15 protein-coding genes are annotated in these 13192 nt (G+C 36.0%); 14 read left to right on the top strand and 1 reads right to left on the bottom strand.

All coding sequences use genetic code 11. From position 1 onward, the window contains the following. Positions 1–136 precede the first annotated feature (136 nt). From EG342_RS20815 to EG342_RS20750, 14 genes are all read left to right on the top strand, one after another. Positions 137–661, top strand: a complete 525-nt coding sequence (locus EG342_RS20815) for a hypothetical protein (protein WP_103289412.1) — start codon at positions 137–139, stop codon at positions 659–661. Positions 662–664: 3 nt separating this feature from the next. Further along, positions 665–1444, top strand: coding sequence for an alpha/beta fold hydrolase (locus EG342_RS20810; protein ID WP_103289409.1), 780 nt, complete (start codon positions 665–667; stop codon positions 1442–1444). A 74-nt stretch (positions 1445–1518) separates the two neighbouring features. Continuing rightward, entirely contained in the window at positions 1519–1950 is a 432-nt protein-coding gene (locus EG342_RS20805; RefSeq protein ID WP_103289406.1) for a VOC family protein, read from the top strand. 75 nt (positions 1951–2025) lie between these two features. Next, positions 2026–2439, top strand: a complete 414-nt coding sequence (locus tag EG342_RS20800) for an SRPBCC family protein (RefSeq protein ID WP_103289403.1) — start codon at positions 2026–2028, stop codon at positions 2437–2439. Positions 2440–2474: 35 nt separating this feature from the next. Continuing rightward, positions 2475–2714: a helix-hairpin-helix domain-containing protein gene (locus tag EG342_RS20795; protein WP_246008674.1), complete on the top strand. Its 240-nt coding sequence runs from the start codon at positions 2475–2477 to the stop codon at positions 2712–2714. 247 nt (positions 2715–2961) lie between these two features. After that, a complete protein-coding gene (locus tag EG342_RS20790) occupies positions 2962–3828 on the top strand; it encodes a VOC family protein (protein WP_103289401.1) in 867 nt (288 codons plus the stop codon). Between the two features lie 247 nt (positions 3829–4075). Beyond that, the gene (locus EG342_RS20785; RefSeq protein WP_103289398.1) at positions 4076–4504 is read left to right on the top strand and encodes an SRPBCC family protein; all 429 of its coding nucleotides are present in this window, start codon (positions 4076–4078) and stop codon (positions 4502–4504) included. A gap of 50 nt (positions 4505–4554) precedes the next feature. Beyond that, positions 4555–5013, top strand: a complete 459-nt coding sequence (locus tag EG342_RS20780; RefSeq protein ID WP_103289396.1) for an SRPBCC family protein — start codon at positions 4555–4557, stop codon at positions 5011–5013. A gap of 44 nt (positions 5014–5057) precedes the next feature. Then, on the top strand, positions 5058–5516 hold the full coding sequence (locus EG342_RS20775) for a DoxX family protein (RefSeq protein ID WP_103289394.1): 459 nt from the start codon (positions 5058–5060) through the stop codon (positions 5514–5516). A 171-nt stretch (positions 5517–5687) separates the two neighbouring features. Next, on the top strand, positions 5688–7691 hold the full coding sequence (locus EG342_RS20770; RefSeq protein ID WP_103289391.1) for a S9 family peptidase: 2004 nt from the start codon (positions 5688–5690) through the stop codon (positions 7689–7691). Between the two features lie 1495 nt (positions 7692–9186). After that, complete coding sequence (locus tag EG342_RS20765) at positions 9187–9741, top strand: RNA polymerase sigma factor (RefSeq protein WP_185126886.1); 555 nt, start codon at positions 9187–9189, stop codon at positions 9739–9741. 11 nt (positions 9742–9752) lie between these two features. Next, complete coding sequence (locus EG342_RS20760; RefSeq protein WP_103289385.1) at positions 9753–10085, top strand: hypothetical protein; 333 nt, start codon at positions 9753–9755, stop codon at positions 10083–10085. Between the two features lie 92 nt (positions 10086–10177). Next, complete coding sequence (locus EG342_RS20755; RefSeq protein WP_103289382.1) at positions 10178–10435, top strand: hypothetical protein; 258 nt, start codon at positions 10178–10180, stop codon at positions 10433–10435. Positions 10436–11067: 632 nt separating this feature from the next. Continuing rightward, positions 11068–11715, top strand: coding sequence for a J domain-containing protein (locus EG342_RS20750; RefSeq protein ID WP_103289379.1), 648 nt, complete (start codon positions 11068–11070; stop codon positions 11713–11715). Positions 11716–11975: 260 nt separating this feature from the next. Here EG342_RS20750 and EG342_RS20745 read toward each other — a convergent pair whose 3' ends face one another. Further along, positions 11976–13160 (bottom strand): DcaP family trimeric outer membrane transporter, encoded by a 1185-nt coding sequence (locus tag EG342_RS20745; RefSeq protein WP_123868147.1) that lies wholly within the window; start codon positions 13158–13160, stop codon positions 11976–11978. Positions 13161–13192 lie beyond the last annotated feature (32 nt).

Raw genomic sequence — 13192 nt, 5'->3', positions numbered from 1 at the left:
TCTAAAGTACATGAAATATGCAGTATTCAATTTTATCGAAGATAAAATCTTCGCGTCCTGCAACATACAGTTTGTCAATTCTCTTGCGCCTTAGCGCTTTTCCAACACTACAAACCAATCCATAAAAAAATAAAAAATGGACACACCAAAATCAAAAAAATTAGAAGTCATTATTCCCGCTTACAGAATGCATACCCAAAGCTTTATAAACGTTTTGGACGGCATTTCGGAAGAAGACACAGTGAAAAGAATTGAAAATAAAACCAATCATATCGTCTGGATGGCCGGGAACTTTATCAACATGCGCTACGGCCTGGCCTGGGTACTTGGGCTGCAGGAACAGGATCCTTATAATGATCTGTTTTTTCAGGGAAAAGCATTAGATGAAAGTTTTAAATATCCGGGTATAGCGGAACTGAAAAAAAATTTCCATGAAATTTCACCAAAGATCTATCAGAAACTTCTGGAAGCTTCAGATGAAGAGTTGGATGAGATATTTGAAATAGGAATGAACGTTCCTTTTGTTAAAGAAACCAAACTTAATTTCACGGGAATGTGCATCGGACGGGAAGATTATCTCTGCGGACAGATAGGTTTGATGCGTAAGATTTTAGGCTATCCGGGAATGAAGTATGATATGGATGAAAACATTAAATATTAATCGATGAATCCGGTTGAAAAAGGCTATAAACATGTGAACGGAATCGAGATGTATTATGAAATCTATGGTTCCGGAAAACCACTGGTATTAATTCACGGTGGAGGTTCTTCTATTTTATTCGATTTCAAAGAAGTTATTGAAAGGTTGCAGCATCAATTTCAGCTTATTGGAGTAGACCTGCAAAATCATGGAAGAAGCGAACATCGTGACATCCCTGAAACTTTTGAACAGGATGCTCATGATGTAGTAGCTCTTTTGGCTGAACTGAATATTGACTACGCTTCGTTCTGGGGATTCAGTAATGGAGGGAACACCGTAATGCAGATAGCGTATCGTTATCCCGAAGTAGTAGAAAATCTGGTAGTGGCTTCAGCATTTTATAAAAAAAACGGAATGATGGATGGTTTCTTTGAATCGATGCAGGAAGCGAGGTTAGATTCTATGCCTGAACCGCTGAAAATAAATTTTTTAAATCTCAATCCGGATTTTTCGAAACTGGAGAACCTTTTTGATAAAGACAGCAAGAGAATGCAGACTTTTGAAGACTGGGATGATAAGGTTTTAACTTCAATACAATGTCCCACATTATTTATCAGTGGAGATAAGGACGTTATGAAACCTGAACATACAGTTGCCATGTGGCGTTTGGTGGAAGGCTCTCAGCTTATGATTCTTCCTGGCGTTCACGGAGCGTATATGATGGCAGATTTCGAGGGGTTTGTCGATAAAAATAAAATTGATTTTACCACTCAGGAAGTAGAAAAATTTTTACATAAAAATTAAAAGACAAATAGTCGTTTAAACATTGAAACTATTTGTGAATCAATAAAAATAATAACATTTTAAAATTAAAAATCATGGCTAAATTAAATCCGTACTTAAATTTCGATGGAACAGCTGAAGAAGCATTCAATTTTTACAAGACCGTATTCGGGGGAGAATTTGTGGGCGAAATTCATAAAATGGGAAATGCTCCGGGTACAGAAAATCTTTCAGAAGAAGAAAAAAACAGAGTCATGCATATTGCACTACCAATCGGAGGAGATCTTCTGATGGCGTCAGATATCGTTCCGGGATTTGGACAAACTCTGACCGTGGGAAATAACAATTATGTATCTATTTTCCCTGATTCAAGAGACGAGGCAGAAAGACTTTTCAAAGGACTTTCAGATGGAGGAAATGTAGAAATGCCGCTTGAAGACCAGTTTTGGGGCGATTATTTCGGAAGCTTCCAGGATAAGTACGGCGTTCATTGGATGGTGAATTATAATGACGAATACACAAAATAATCTTATATTTAACCGTTATAAAAAAGAGTGCCCATTTTGTGGGTAGCTCTTTTATTCAATCACAAAAAAAGAACTATGGATCCAATTACAATCGACATTACAATTTTAGCACCGGCAGAAAAGGTTTGGAATTACTTTAACGAGCCTAAACATATTATGAAATGGAATTTTGCCCATGAAAGCTGGCAGTGCCCTAGTTCTGAAAATGACCTTCGGGTAGGCGGGAAATTCAAAAACAGAATGGAAGCAAAAGATAAAAGCTTCGGATTTGATTTTGAAGGAACGTACGACGAAATTATTCCTCAGGAAAAAATAAAATATCATATTGCAGACGGAAGAAAAGTGGAAGTGATTTTCGAAAAAATCGACGAGAATACAACGAAAGTTATTGAAATTTTTGATCCCGAAAAACAAAATTCTGTGGAGATGCAGCGAGAAGGGTGGTATGCCATTCTCAATAATTTTCACAAATACGTTGAGAACCACTAAAAACATTTTTTGCAGCCATGATTAATCTGATTATCATGTCAAAGAGTTTAAACTCCATTTATGCGCTTAATTATGATTCTAAAGATGAATTTCTTCAGGATATAATTGCCATACCGGCAAGGAAATCTCTGGGAAAAGAAAAAATAGATTCTTTGGAAAAGCTGTCGGATTATTCTGAAAAAGAAATTATGCAGTTGCATGGTTTTGGGAAAAATACGATGGTGAAACTGAAGAATCATATGAAAGAGAATCAGGTATTTTTTAAAGAAGCATAAATAAAAAAAGGGAAATTGTACGTGTCATTGCAAATAAAGCGAGGTAATCAATTTATGGGCGAAGGCATGAGATTTCTTTTGGGATATGTTTTTTAACAATCGACGTAATTTCAGTAGAAATTATGGCTGAAAAGAATCAACGCAGTAAAAATACTTGTCGCTAAGAATGAATCGAAGCACAATGTGAAAATCCAGTCCATAAAAATCAACATCAAAAAATCATTAAATCAAATTAAAACTTAAAGTTATGAATAACGATATTTTCCCATGTCTCTGGTATGACGGAGATGCAAAACAATCCGCAGAATTTTATTGTAAGGTTTTTGGAGGTGAAATTACTGCGGATACCCCTGTTGTTATGAATATTGACCTATTCGGGCAAAGAATAATGCTGTTAAACGGTGGCGCTCAGTTCAAGAAAAATGCTTCCATTTCTTTCATGGTAATCTGTGATACAGAAGATGAACTCCAGAAATATTGGGATCAATTGTTGGAAGGTGGAATGGCTTTGATGGAACTGGGCTCTTATTCATGGAGTAAAAAATACGGTTGGGTACAAGATCAGTATGGAGTTTCCTGGCAGCTATTTCTGGGCGAAAAATCAGGTGATCAAAAAATAGTTCCTACATTAATGTTTATCCATGAAAATGATGGTAAAGCCAGAGAAGCTATGGAACTTTATACCAGAACTTTTCCCAACTCAAAGATTGGGAATATTTTAACTTACGGTGAAGGAAGTGAAGGACATGGAGCACAGGAACCGGCGGAAAATGTACAGCATGCTCAGTTTAGCATAAACAATTATAGCTTGTATTGTATGGATAATTCCTACGATCATCAGTTTGATTTTAATGAAGGTATTTCTTTGGTAGTAATGACTGATGATCAGCAGCAAACAGATCACTATTGGAATACCCTCACCAACGACGGAGGAAGAGAAAGCATGTGTGGTTGGTTAAAAGATAAATATGGATTAAGCTGGCAAATTGTTCCCAAAAGATTGATTCAGTTAATGAATGATTCGAATCAGGAAAAAGCCTATAAAGTGGTGCAGGCAATGATGAAGATGCAGAAAATTATTATACAGGATTTAGAAGACGCTTATAATTCTTAAAGTTATTTCGGCTTATTGTTTGATGTGATGTAGAGAAAGGATTTGCTTATGAAAACACAGGGCTACCTTCAGAAGTTGTCTCATCCTATATTTTCTGGCTTCCAAAGTTTCAGGTATAGTAAAGGAAAAGTGATTCATATCAGTGGTGGCGACTTCGTTGGAAGGTAATTAAAAATATAAGTAATCAATTATACAATATCTCACCTGAGAGATTTTAAATCTTGTTAATCACACTAAAATAAATAATATGGAATATTTGTCATACGAAATTGAAATCAATGCAGAACCGGAAAAAGTATGGAGCGTTCTTTGGGGAGAGATCACTTATAAACAATGGACAACAGCTTTTATGGAAGGTTCTTTTTATGAAGGAACATTAGAAGAGAATAATATCATTAAGTTTTTGGATCCTAAGCATAATGGAATGTACAGCAGGGTTGAAAAAGTGATTCCCAATGAGGAAATAAAATTTCTGCATCTCGGAGAAATTTATGAAGGTATTGAAGTTGCTAAAGATTGGGGAGATGCCACAGAATCTTATTTTCTTGAGGAAAATGATGAAGGTACGCTGTTGAAAACAAAAATTCAGACTCCGGCGGAATTTAAAGATTTCTTTGAAGAAAAGTTTCCTAAAGCATTACTTATTGTCAAGCATCTTTCAGAAAATCAGCTTTAAAACCGAACAAAAAATACACAAAATACCAATTAATCACAAAAATAAAAAATATGGAAACCCTATCGTATGAAACAGTAATCGATGCTCCCATGCAGAAAGTCTGGGACATATTGTGGAATCCTGAAACGTATAGTAAATGGACCCAGTATTTTGGTACGGGATCAATCATGAAATCTGACTGGAAAGTTGGCGGGAAAACTTATTTTCTGAATGCCAAAGGAGAAGGAATGGTTTCAACAATTGATAGCCTCGATGAACCTAACCAGATTGTTTTTAAACATCTGGGAATGGTAGATAAAGACGGAAATGAGGACACTCAAAGCAAAGAAGTTATGGAGTGGAATGGTTCTTTTGAAAAGTATTTTTTAATTGATTTTGGCGGAAAAACCAAACTCCATACTGAAGTTCAGGTTGAAAAAGAATGGCAGGATCATATGGATACAGGCTTTACAAAAGGATTAATGGTCGTTAAAAGCCTGGCGGAAGGAGTGAGCTTTGGCGCAGTCTGATAAGCCGGCACTCATCTCAAGTGGAATATCTTTAAGGAAAAAATATGAAATTATTAGTAGTCCTATTTGGTACATTTATTCTGGCTTTGCTGGGAACAACAGTGTTTCACGGAAAGCCGGATTTTTTATTTTCAGGAAATCTGGGAATGGCTGTTTTTATTATATTCACCGGTTTTTCACATTTTAAATTCCAGAAAGGAATGGCTATGATGATTCCTGATTTTATGCCGGGTAAAATGTTCTGGGTTTATGCTACCGGAGTTTTGGAAATTGCTGCAGGAATAGGCTTGATGATCCCTTCTATCAGGGAAATGACGGCCATCTTACTTATTATTTTTTACCTGTTGGTATTTATAGCCAACATCAATTCTTCCAGGAAAAATATTAATATCTTCAAGGCTGATCATACCGGCCCCGGAATGAGATATCTGTATGTTCAAAGAATTCCCATGCAAATTATTCTAATAGCGTGGACCTGGTACTTCGGAATCTATTTACATTAAAGTACTGCTTATAGACTTGTTTATTTAAAAAAATTCATACTTTTTCGAAATAAAAATAAAAAATAATGTAACATTTTAAGGTTTTAGCTGTCTTATTGTATAAGAGGTGCTTATTCTTTTATGAATGTAAAAGTTTAAATACTGACTAGTTTTAACCCTAAAACATAAGTTATGAATCTTAATTCCAAAATTTTCGGTACGGCTTATATCGTACTTTCTTCGATTATGATTAACGCACAAAATTCTACAGCTAAACTGCCTGGAGACCCTACCTTACCTTCTTCCAAAGCCAGTCTTGAGAAACTGGTTTCTTACGACAAAGGAAATTTCAAATATAAAGTTGAAGATTATTTTGCCAGACCAAAAGCTTCAGCATTTAAAATATCTCCTGATGGTAAATACCTTTCCTATAAAGAAAAAGATAAGGACAGTAAAAATCATGTCTACGTTAAAGAGCTTAGTACCGGAAAGATAACGAAAGCCATTGTTGAAAAGGATGATCTGATCAAAAGTTATGGATGGTTGAACAAAAATCGTTTATTCTATACCCAGGACAAAGGAGGGAATGAAAACATTCATCTTTATGCTGCTGATGTTGACGGAAATAACCTTAAGGATCTGACGCCGTTTGACGGAATTACTCTGGGAGCCATCATACCTATAAAAGATACTGATTTTGTTGTCGTAACAATGAACAAAAACAATAAGCAGATCTTTGAGCCGTATAAAATCAATTTTGTAACCGGTGAGACGACGCAACTGTATGAGAATAAAGATGTCAATAGCCCAATTGACAATTATATCTTTGATAAAGACGGAAACCTGAGAGGGTATACTATTCTGGAAAACGGATTGACCAACAAAACATATTATAAAGACCTGCAAACGGGTAAATTTAATCTTATTCAATCGACAGATTGGTCGAATACTTTTGGTATTATCAGATTCAATGACAATTCTAAAAACAAGGATGAAGCGTATGTTATCACCGATTTGGATAGCGACAAAACCAGAATTGTTTTATATGATCTGAAGAAAAATGCGGTCATTAAAGAAGTTTATTCCAACCCGGTATATGATGTAAGCTCTATAAGTGTTGCCGGTAAAAACAGGAATTATGAACTTGATTACATCAGTTATGAAGGTACAAAAGGAGAAACGGTTCCGGTAAGTAAATTTTACAAGGAAATTGATAACAAATTAAAATCTCAGTTTAAAGATCAGGAATTTGGCATCGTTTCTTCCGATGACAATAATGATAAACTTTTGGTTGTTGTTGCCAGTGATAAATTATATGGAACATATTACGAATACGATACCAAAACAAAGGAGCTGAAACTGCTGTACAATCTGATGCCACAACTTAAAGAAAGTGATATGGCAGAGATGAGACCCATTGAGTTTAAAAGCAGAGACGGATTGACCATCCGTGGATATATTACTTTACCTAAAGCCGCTTTGGAGGGTAAAAAAGTACCATTAATTGTAAATCCTCACGGTGGACCACAAGGAATCAGAGATCATTGGGGTTTCAATCCCGAAACACAATTGTTTGCAAGCAGAGGCTATGCTACTCTTCAGGTGAATTTCAGAATTTCGGGTGGCTATGGAAAAGAATTCCAGAAATCCGGATATAAGCAAATCGGAAGAAAAGCAATGGATGATGTAGAAGACGGAGTAAAATATGCCATCAGCCAGGGATGGATTGACAAAGATAAAGTAGCTATCTATGGGGGTAGTCATGGTGGATATGCAACATTAATGGGATTAATTAAAACCCCGGATTTATACGCTTGTGGAGTTGATTATGTAGGAGTATCCAACATTTTTACATTTTTCAGTTCGTTCCCGGAATATTGGAAACCTTACAAAGAAATGGTAAAACAGATCTGGTATGACCTTGATAATCCTGAAGAAGCTAAAATAGCCAAAGAAGTATCACCGGTATTTCAGATTGATAAAATCAAAAAGCCATTGTTTGTGGTACAGGGTGCCAATGACCCAAGGGTAAACATCAATGAGTCTGATCAGATCGTGAAGGCGATGCGTGCCAAGGGATTTGAAGTTCCTTATATGGTAAAATATGATGAAGGACACGGATTCGGAAAAGAACCCAACAGAATTGAATTGTATAAGGCAATGCTTGGATTCTTTGCGGAAAATTTTAATAAGTAACCGATAATTTTTATAATAATAGAAGCGGGAGGCATTAGATGTCTTCCGTTTCTTTTTTTGTTATTTTAAACACAATGACACGAATATATCAATAAAAATGAGAGGTTGGAAAAACGCAACGGCGCAAGGTTATTGACAAGCTGTATGTTCTTAAGGCGCCAAGATTTTATCTCCGATAAAATTTGTTCTTCCACAGATAGGTGAAACTCTCAACCTCTTTCTGTCATTCCGAGCGGAACGAAGTGGAGCGAGGAATCTCTACTTTAATATTTTCTTTTCCCGCAGATCTCATAGCTTACGCAGATACTCAATTTATAATCGACTATTATTATAATTGATGATACTAAGTTTTATTCTTCTATGGATACAGTGAAAAACATACACTTCCTTTTGTCATTCGGAGCGGAACGGAGTAGAGCGAGGAATCTCCACTTTAAATAAATTCTTTTCCCGCAAATTTCACAGATTACACAGATACTCAATTTATAATCAACTGTTATTATAATTGATGATACTAAATTTTATTCTTCTATAAATATATTGAAAAGTGTGCGCTTCCTTTTGTCATTCCGAGCGGAACGAATTGGAGCGAGGAATCTCTACTTTAATAATTTCTTTTCCCGCAGATTACGCAGATCCATAATTTATAATCGACTGTTATTATAATTGATGATTTAAGTTTTACTCTTCCATAGGTATAGTGAAAAGCATACACCTCCTTTTGTCATTCCGAGCGGAACGGAGTAGAGCGAGGAATCTCTACTTTAAATAATTTCTTTTCCCGCAGATTTCACAGATTACGCAGATACTCAATTTATAATCGACTGTTATTATAATTGATGACACTAAGTCTATTCTTCTATGGATATAGTGAAAAACATACACCTCCTTTTGTCATTCCGAGCGTAACGAAGTGGAGCGAGGAATTTCTACTTTAATAATTTCTTTTCTCGCAGATTTCATAGATTACGCAGATACTCAATTTACAATCAACTGTTATTATAATTGATGCTACTAAGTTTTATTCTTCTATAAATATATTGAAAAGTGTGCGCTTCCTTTTGTCATTCCGAGCGGAACGAAGTGGAGCGAGGAATCTCTAACTGAAACAATTGATTAAAAGGTTATGTTTTTAAAGATATTCATTCTGATGCTGAGATTGCTTCGCTTTTGCTCGCAATGACTGTGAAAAAGGGTAAATTGCCGTTTCTAGCCCTGATAGCAGCGGTTACCCCGTAGTATGCGTCGGAGGGTGGATGGGTTTGAGCGTGAGCGCGCGCTGGCGCGAGGAGTATGAGCGGATAGCAGGAAACAGCTCTGGGAAACATGAGTAATGAGTAATGAGTAATGTGGGAGGATGTAGTATATTTTTTGGCAATTGAATAGCTGATGAATAATAGAAAAATTGAAGTTTCGGAAAAATATTCTAAATTTATTAAAGTAAAACCAAAAGGATAGTCGTCATAGCAATATGGAGGTTGTCGAAAAAATAACAATGCCACAAAAGGAGAAAGAAAGCATCATCTCACAAACCGTTTCCAACTACGGAGGGAAGCTGATGTCGTATATTCGTCCCAAAGTGAAAAACACTGAGGATGCGGAAGATATTCTGCAGGAGGTGTGGTATCAGTTCAGCAGTCTTACCAATCTTTCTGAGATTGTGAATGTAGGGGGCTGGCTGTATAGGGTGACGGCAAATAAGATCACTGACCGTTACCGTAAAAAGAAAACAGAAAATCTTGAAGACTTTGTCTATGAAGATGAAGACGGAAGTTTTTCTATCAAAGATATCTTGTTGATGGATGATAGCGCAGGCCCTGAGGTAAAAATGTTTCAGGATGAAATCTGGAAAAAGCTGTTTGAAGCCCTTGATGAACTTCCGGAAAAGCAAAGGCTGGTCTACGTAGAAAACGAACTGAACGACAAAACCCTCCAGGAGATTGCCAATGAACAGGGAGAAAACATCAAAACCATCATCAGCAGGAAAAATTATGCTGTGAAGCATTTAAGAAACAGATTGAGAAAGTTATACGAAGATTTAAAAAGTTAGAAAAAGAAATTATGAATTATAAACACAAAAAAGGCTGGATTTTTTTATTGTTATGTCCACCGTTGATCTTAGCTGCCGTTACCTGGATTGTAATGTCGCTTTGGAATTGTCTTCTTCCTGATATTTTAGGAGTAAAGGCTATCACGTTCTGGCAGGCCATGGGAATTCTGGTTTTAAGTAAGATTCTTTTCGGAGGCTTTCATTTTGGAAAAGGGATGAGAGATTTCAAGGAAAGAAAGATGAGAGAAAAAATGGAATCCTGGTCACCTGAGGAAAGAGAAAAATTCAAGGAAGTCTGGAGAAACAGATGTTCAGGCGGATTCTTCAACAGAAACAACGAATAATTTGAAATTTTTTAAAGAAGTAGTAAAGTAAAATTAAAATTCATTCGTCTATATAAAAAATAGGAAGTAGTAAAATTTAAAATTTTGAAAAAATGAAAAATTCAGTATTAAAAGGAGCTCTTGGAGCACTAGCCGTTGTAGGTGTAGCCCTAATCGCTAAAAAAGCCGCACAAAGAAAAAGATTTATCAAAGGTATTTTTGATGAATATGGAATTAAAGAAAAATCCCCTTTCGGATTGGCGGATAAGATCAGAGAAATGAACGATGAAGATTATCAAGAGCTTAAAGGGAAATTCAAAAAAGAATTTGCATCAAAATGCTGCAGAAAAGATAATACCTGCGAGGCATAATAATAGAAAGACTAAATGAAATTGTTTAATTCCGGTTCGGGAAGCGAAGCTTCCCGAACCGGAATTTTGTATTAAAAACTAATTAAATATGGAATGAAACGACTCCTGTTTTTTCGAAGATTGCATAAATAACACAGATTATTGCATATCATTTAATCTGCTCAGTCTGTCTAATCAATGACAGAATATCTTCAACATATGGTTTAGATTCCTTGCTTTGCTCGGAATGACACAGAGTTGAAGTATTTGCTTCGTTTATAGATTTATTTTCTTATATATTTCACAAATAGCACAGATCATTTGATTTGCTCAATCTGTCTAATCAGCGAGAGAATGCCTTCAATAAGAAGGTTAGATTCTTCGCTTTGCTTAGAATGGTAGAAGTGGTATACAAATGTTCATTAATAGAGCGGAATTTTATCAGCGATAAAATCTTTGCGACTTAAAACAAAACGCTGATTAATAATGTTGCGTCTTAGCGTTTTCCAACAATTACATCAGATTATGGAATTGAGATTGCTTCACTTCGTTCGCAATGACAAGACTGATAGGACAATATAGCAATCGCTGCTCATTATTTAAAGTCAATACAAAGTAAAAAGAAAAATAAATCCTTATTTTTGTATTGCTCAATGAAAGACTACTATTATTTTCTCGGTATATCGCAGAATGCTTCGGAAGAAGACATCAAAAAAGCTTATCGGAAGCTGTCTTTGAAATACCATCCTGATAAAAACGATAACGATGATTTTTTTGCCGACCGTTTCCGTGAGATTCAGGAGGCTTATGAAATGTTGAGTGATCCTGCAAAAAGACATTCTTATGATCAGAATTTGGAAAGCCATCAGAGAAGTTTCAGGTATAATATTCCGCCGGCAATTAAGACTTTTACCGCGAATAAAATTCATGCGAAGAAAGGAGAGGAGATTATCATCAACTGGCAGACGAGCAATGCTGATGTGGTGAAAGTATTGCCTTTCGGACTGGAAAAGCCTTTTGGCGAAAGAATATTTAAGATTACCGAATTTAAAGACGGGAAATTTCAGCTTTTGCTTCATGCAACCAATTCTTTGTTACATAAAACTGTCGTTCAGGGAATTACCATTACAGAAGTTTTTGAAAATGACGCTGAGAAATTCAAAAGCGATGTGGAAGATTTATTCAAGCCACAGCCCAGAACATCAATAAACCGATCAGGACAGCCCAAAATCGTAATGCTGTTTTGGGGAGTTATAGTACTGGCAATTGCCCTTTATTTTTTAATAAAGACTTTGAGTTAGCCTAAGCCATTTTCTTTCTTCCCGGACATTTTTTACACCTTTTCCCTTTCTTGAATTTTTTGCAGCAAGATTTCTTTTCGCAAAACATTTCTTCATTGCTGAATGAGTATACAGGTGCCAAAGGCGCAACTTTAAATGGGACAATCATATTCATGCTGCAAATATATTAATTTAGAATAAATATAATTAATAAAATTTCATAAAATTCTTACTACCTGATGAATAGCAGTTTTTCTCCCTGTTTATGCCTCTTAATTAGGTTAAAAACTTACCGAAGTAGAACACTGAATTCTCCACGCAGAAGCCTGTTTGTTTTCAAAATTTTGTTTTCTTCCGTAGCTGGTTTCGATTCCCATTCTCACTTTTTTGAAGGGATGAAATGCGATATTCATACCTATATGCTGAAAATTTTTGGTCATATTTTTGGAAATAAAATCTTCTTCGCCAACATTAGAATGACTTATAAAAGCTACAGAACTCCATTTCGAATTCCACCAGTGTTCATAGATTCCTACAATATTGAACAGTCGTAATGTTTCCAGCTGATTTCCGTTGGCAGGATCAGGCACTGCATCATACTTTTCTTCATTTAAGTCTGTATTATTGGTTGAAAATCCTTTTCCAAAAGAACTTTGAAGACTCACCGTATTAGATTCATCAATACGAAGTTTTCCGGAAACCATTGCTCCCCAGCCTATTATGGTTCTTACGCGGTAAGGGTCCTGAGGAGATTGCTTCCAGTCATAACTTATAGGTGACAGGATTGCTCCTGCTTTTATATAAGTTTTTTCACTGCCATAACGGTACATTGCTGTAAATGTGGGGATCATCGCTCTTTTTTTCCAGTTTAATGAATCGGATGGAAGAGTAATACTTGGGATATTGGGATCTTCCATTGATAATTGCAGGGTTCCTTTGCGGGAAACAGGGGTAGAGTAGCGGACTTGAAGTCTTCGTGTGAAGAGGAGCCCGTTGGGAGGAACAAAATCAAAAATATTAGGTACGATTTCAAGATCGGAAAAAGTACTCCACGTCTGTCCTATAAGCCATTTATTCCATTGAATATATCCATGTCTGAATCGCGGTGCAGTAGTTCCGTTGGGTCCGTAAAAATCAATTTCTAAATAGGCAGAAAGGTTAGTATTACCATTTCCTTTTTTTCTTTGGACACCCAATCCGACCTGAGACTGTTTAATACTGAAATTACTGCTTACGGCATTGTGTTGAGGAATATCAATAGAATGAGCTATAAAACCGTCCCTTACTTTCATGTCTTGAAAATCAAGCATAAAATCAGCCTGGATCAATCCTTTTGCATAAAGATCCCATTCGTCCTGATCTTCAGATTTGATTTTGGTGATGGTAATTTGTGCTGAAACTTTCGTTTGGGATATTAGGGCTGATATCAATAGGGTAATAAGCTTTGTATGTGCTTTCTTCATCATTTGCTGCGGTGTCTTGGGTTTCAATTATTTTC

The organism is Chryseobacterium lactis (assembly GCF_003815875.1).
GTDB lineage: Bacteria > Bacteroidota > Bacteroidia > Flavobacteriales > Weeksellaceae > Chryseobacterium > Chryseobacterium lactis.
The sequence above is the reverse complement of the archived record's forward strand: the minus strand, read 5'-3'. Positions and strand labels throughout refer to the sequence as shown.

Excerpts from the sequence above, each read along its gene's own strand:
- EG342_RS20815 (WP_103289412.1), top strand. The coding sequence starts at position 137 with ATGGACACACCAAAATCAAAAAAATTAGAAGTCATTATTCCCGCTTAC.
- EG342_RS20810 (WP_103289409.1), top strand. The coding sequence starts at position 665 with ATGAATCCGGTTGAAAAAGGCTATAAACATGTGAACGGAATCGAGATG.
- EG342_RS20805 (WP_103289406.1), top strand. The coding sequence starts at position 1,519 with ATGGCTAAATTAAATCCGTACTTAAATTTCGATGGAACAGCTGAAGAA.
- EG342_RS20800 (WP_103289403.1), top strand. The coding sequence starts at position 2,026 with ATGGATCCAATTACAATCGACATTACAATTTTAGCACCGGCAGAAAAG.
- EG342_RS20795 (WP_246008674.1), top strand. The coding sequence starts at position 2,475 with ATGTCAAAGAGTTTAAACTCCATTTATGCGCTTAATTATGATTCTAAA.
- EG342_RS20790 (WP_103289401.1), top strand. The coding sequence starts at position 2,962 with ATGAATAACGATATTTTCCCATGTCTCTGGTATGACGGAGATGCAAAA.
- EG342_RS20785 (WP_103289398.1), top strand. The coding sequence starts at position 4,076 with ATGGAATATTTGTCATACGAAATTGAAATCAATGCAGAACCGGAAAAA.
- EG342_RS20780 (WP_103289396.1), top strand. The coding sequence starts at position 4,555 with ATGGAAACCCTATCGTATGAAACAGTAATCGATGCTCCCATGCAGAAA.
- EG342_RS20775 (WP_103289394.1), top strand. The coding sequence starts at position 5,058 with ATGAAATTATTAGTAGTCCTATTTGGTACATTTATTCTGGCTTTGCTG.
- EG342_RS20770 (WP_103289391.1), top strand. The coding sequence starts at position 5,688 with ATGAATCTTAATTCCAAAATTTTCGGTACGGCTTATATCGTACTTTCT.
- EG342_RS20765 (WP_185126886.1), top strand. The coding sequence starts at position 9,187 with ATGCCACAAAAGGAGAAAGAAAGCATCATCTCACAAACCGTTTCCAAC.
- EG342_RS20760 (WP_103289385.1), top strand. The coding sequence starts at position 9,753 with ATGAATTATAAACACAAAAAAGGCTGGATTTTTTTATTGTTATGTCCA.
- EG342_RS20755 (WP_103289382.1), top strand. The coding sequence starts at position 10,178 with ATGAAAAATTCAGTATTAAAAGGAGCTCTTGGAGCACTAGCCGTTGTA.
- EG342_RS20750 (WP_103289379.1), top strand. The coding sequence starts at position 11,068 with ATGAAAGACTACTATTATTTTCTCGGTATATCGCAGAATGCTTCGGAA.
- EG342_RS20745 (WP_123868147.1), bottom strand. The coding sequence starts at position 13,160 with ATGATGAAGAAAGCACATACAAAGCTTATTACCCTATTGATATCAGCC.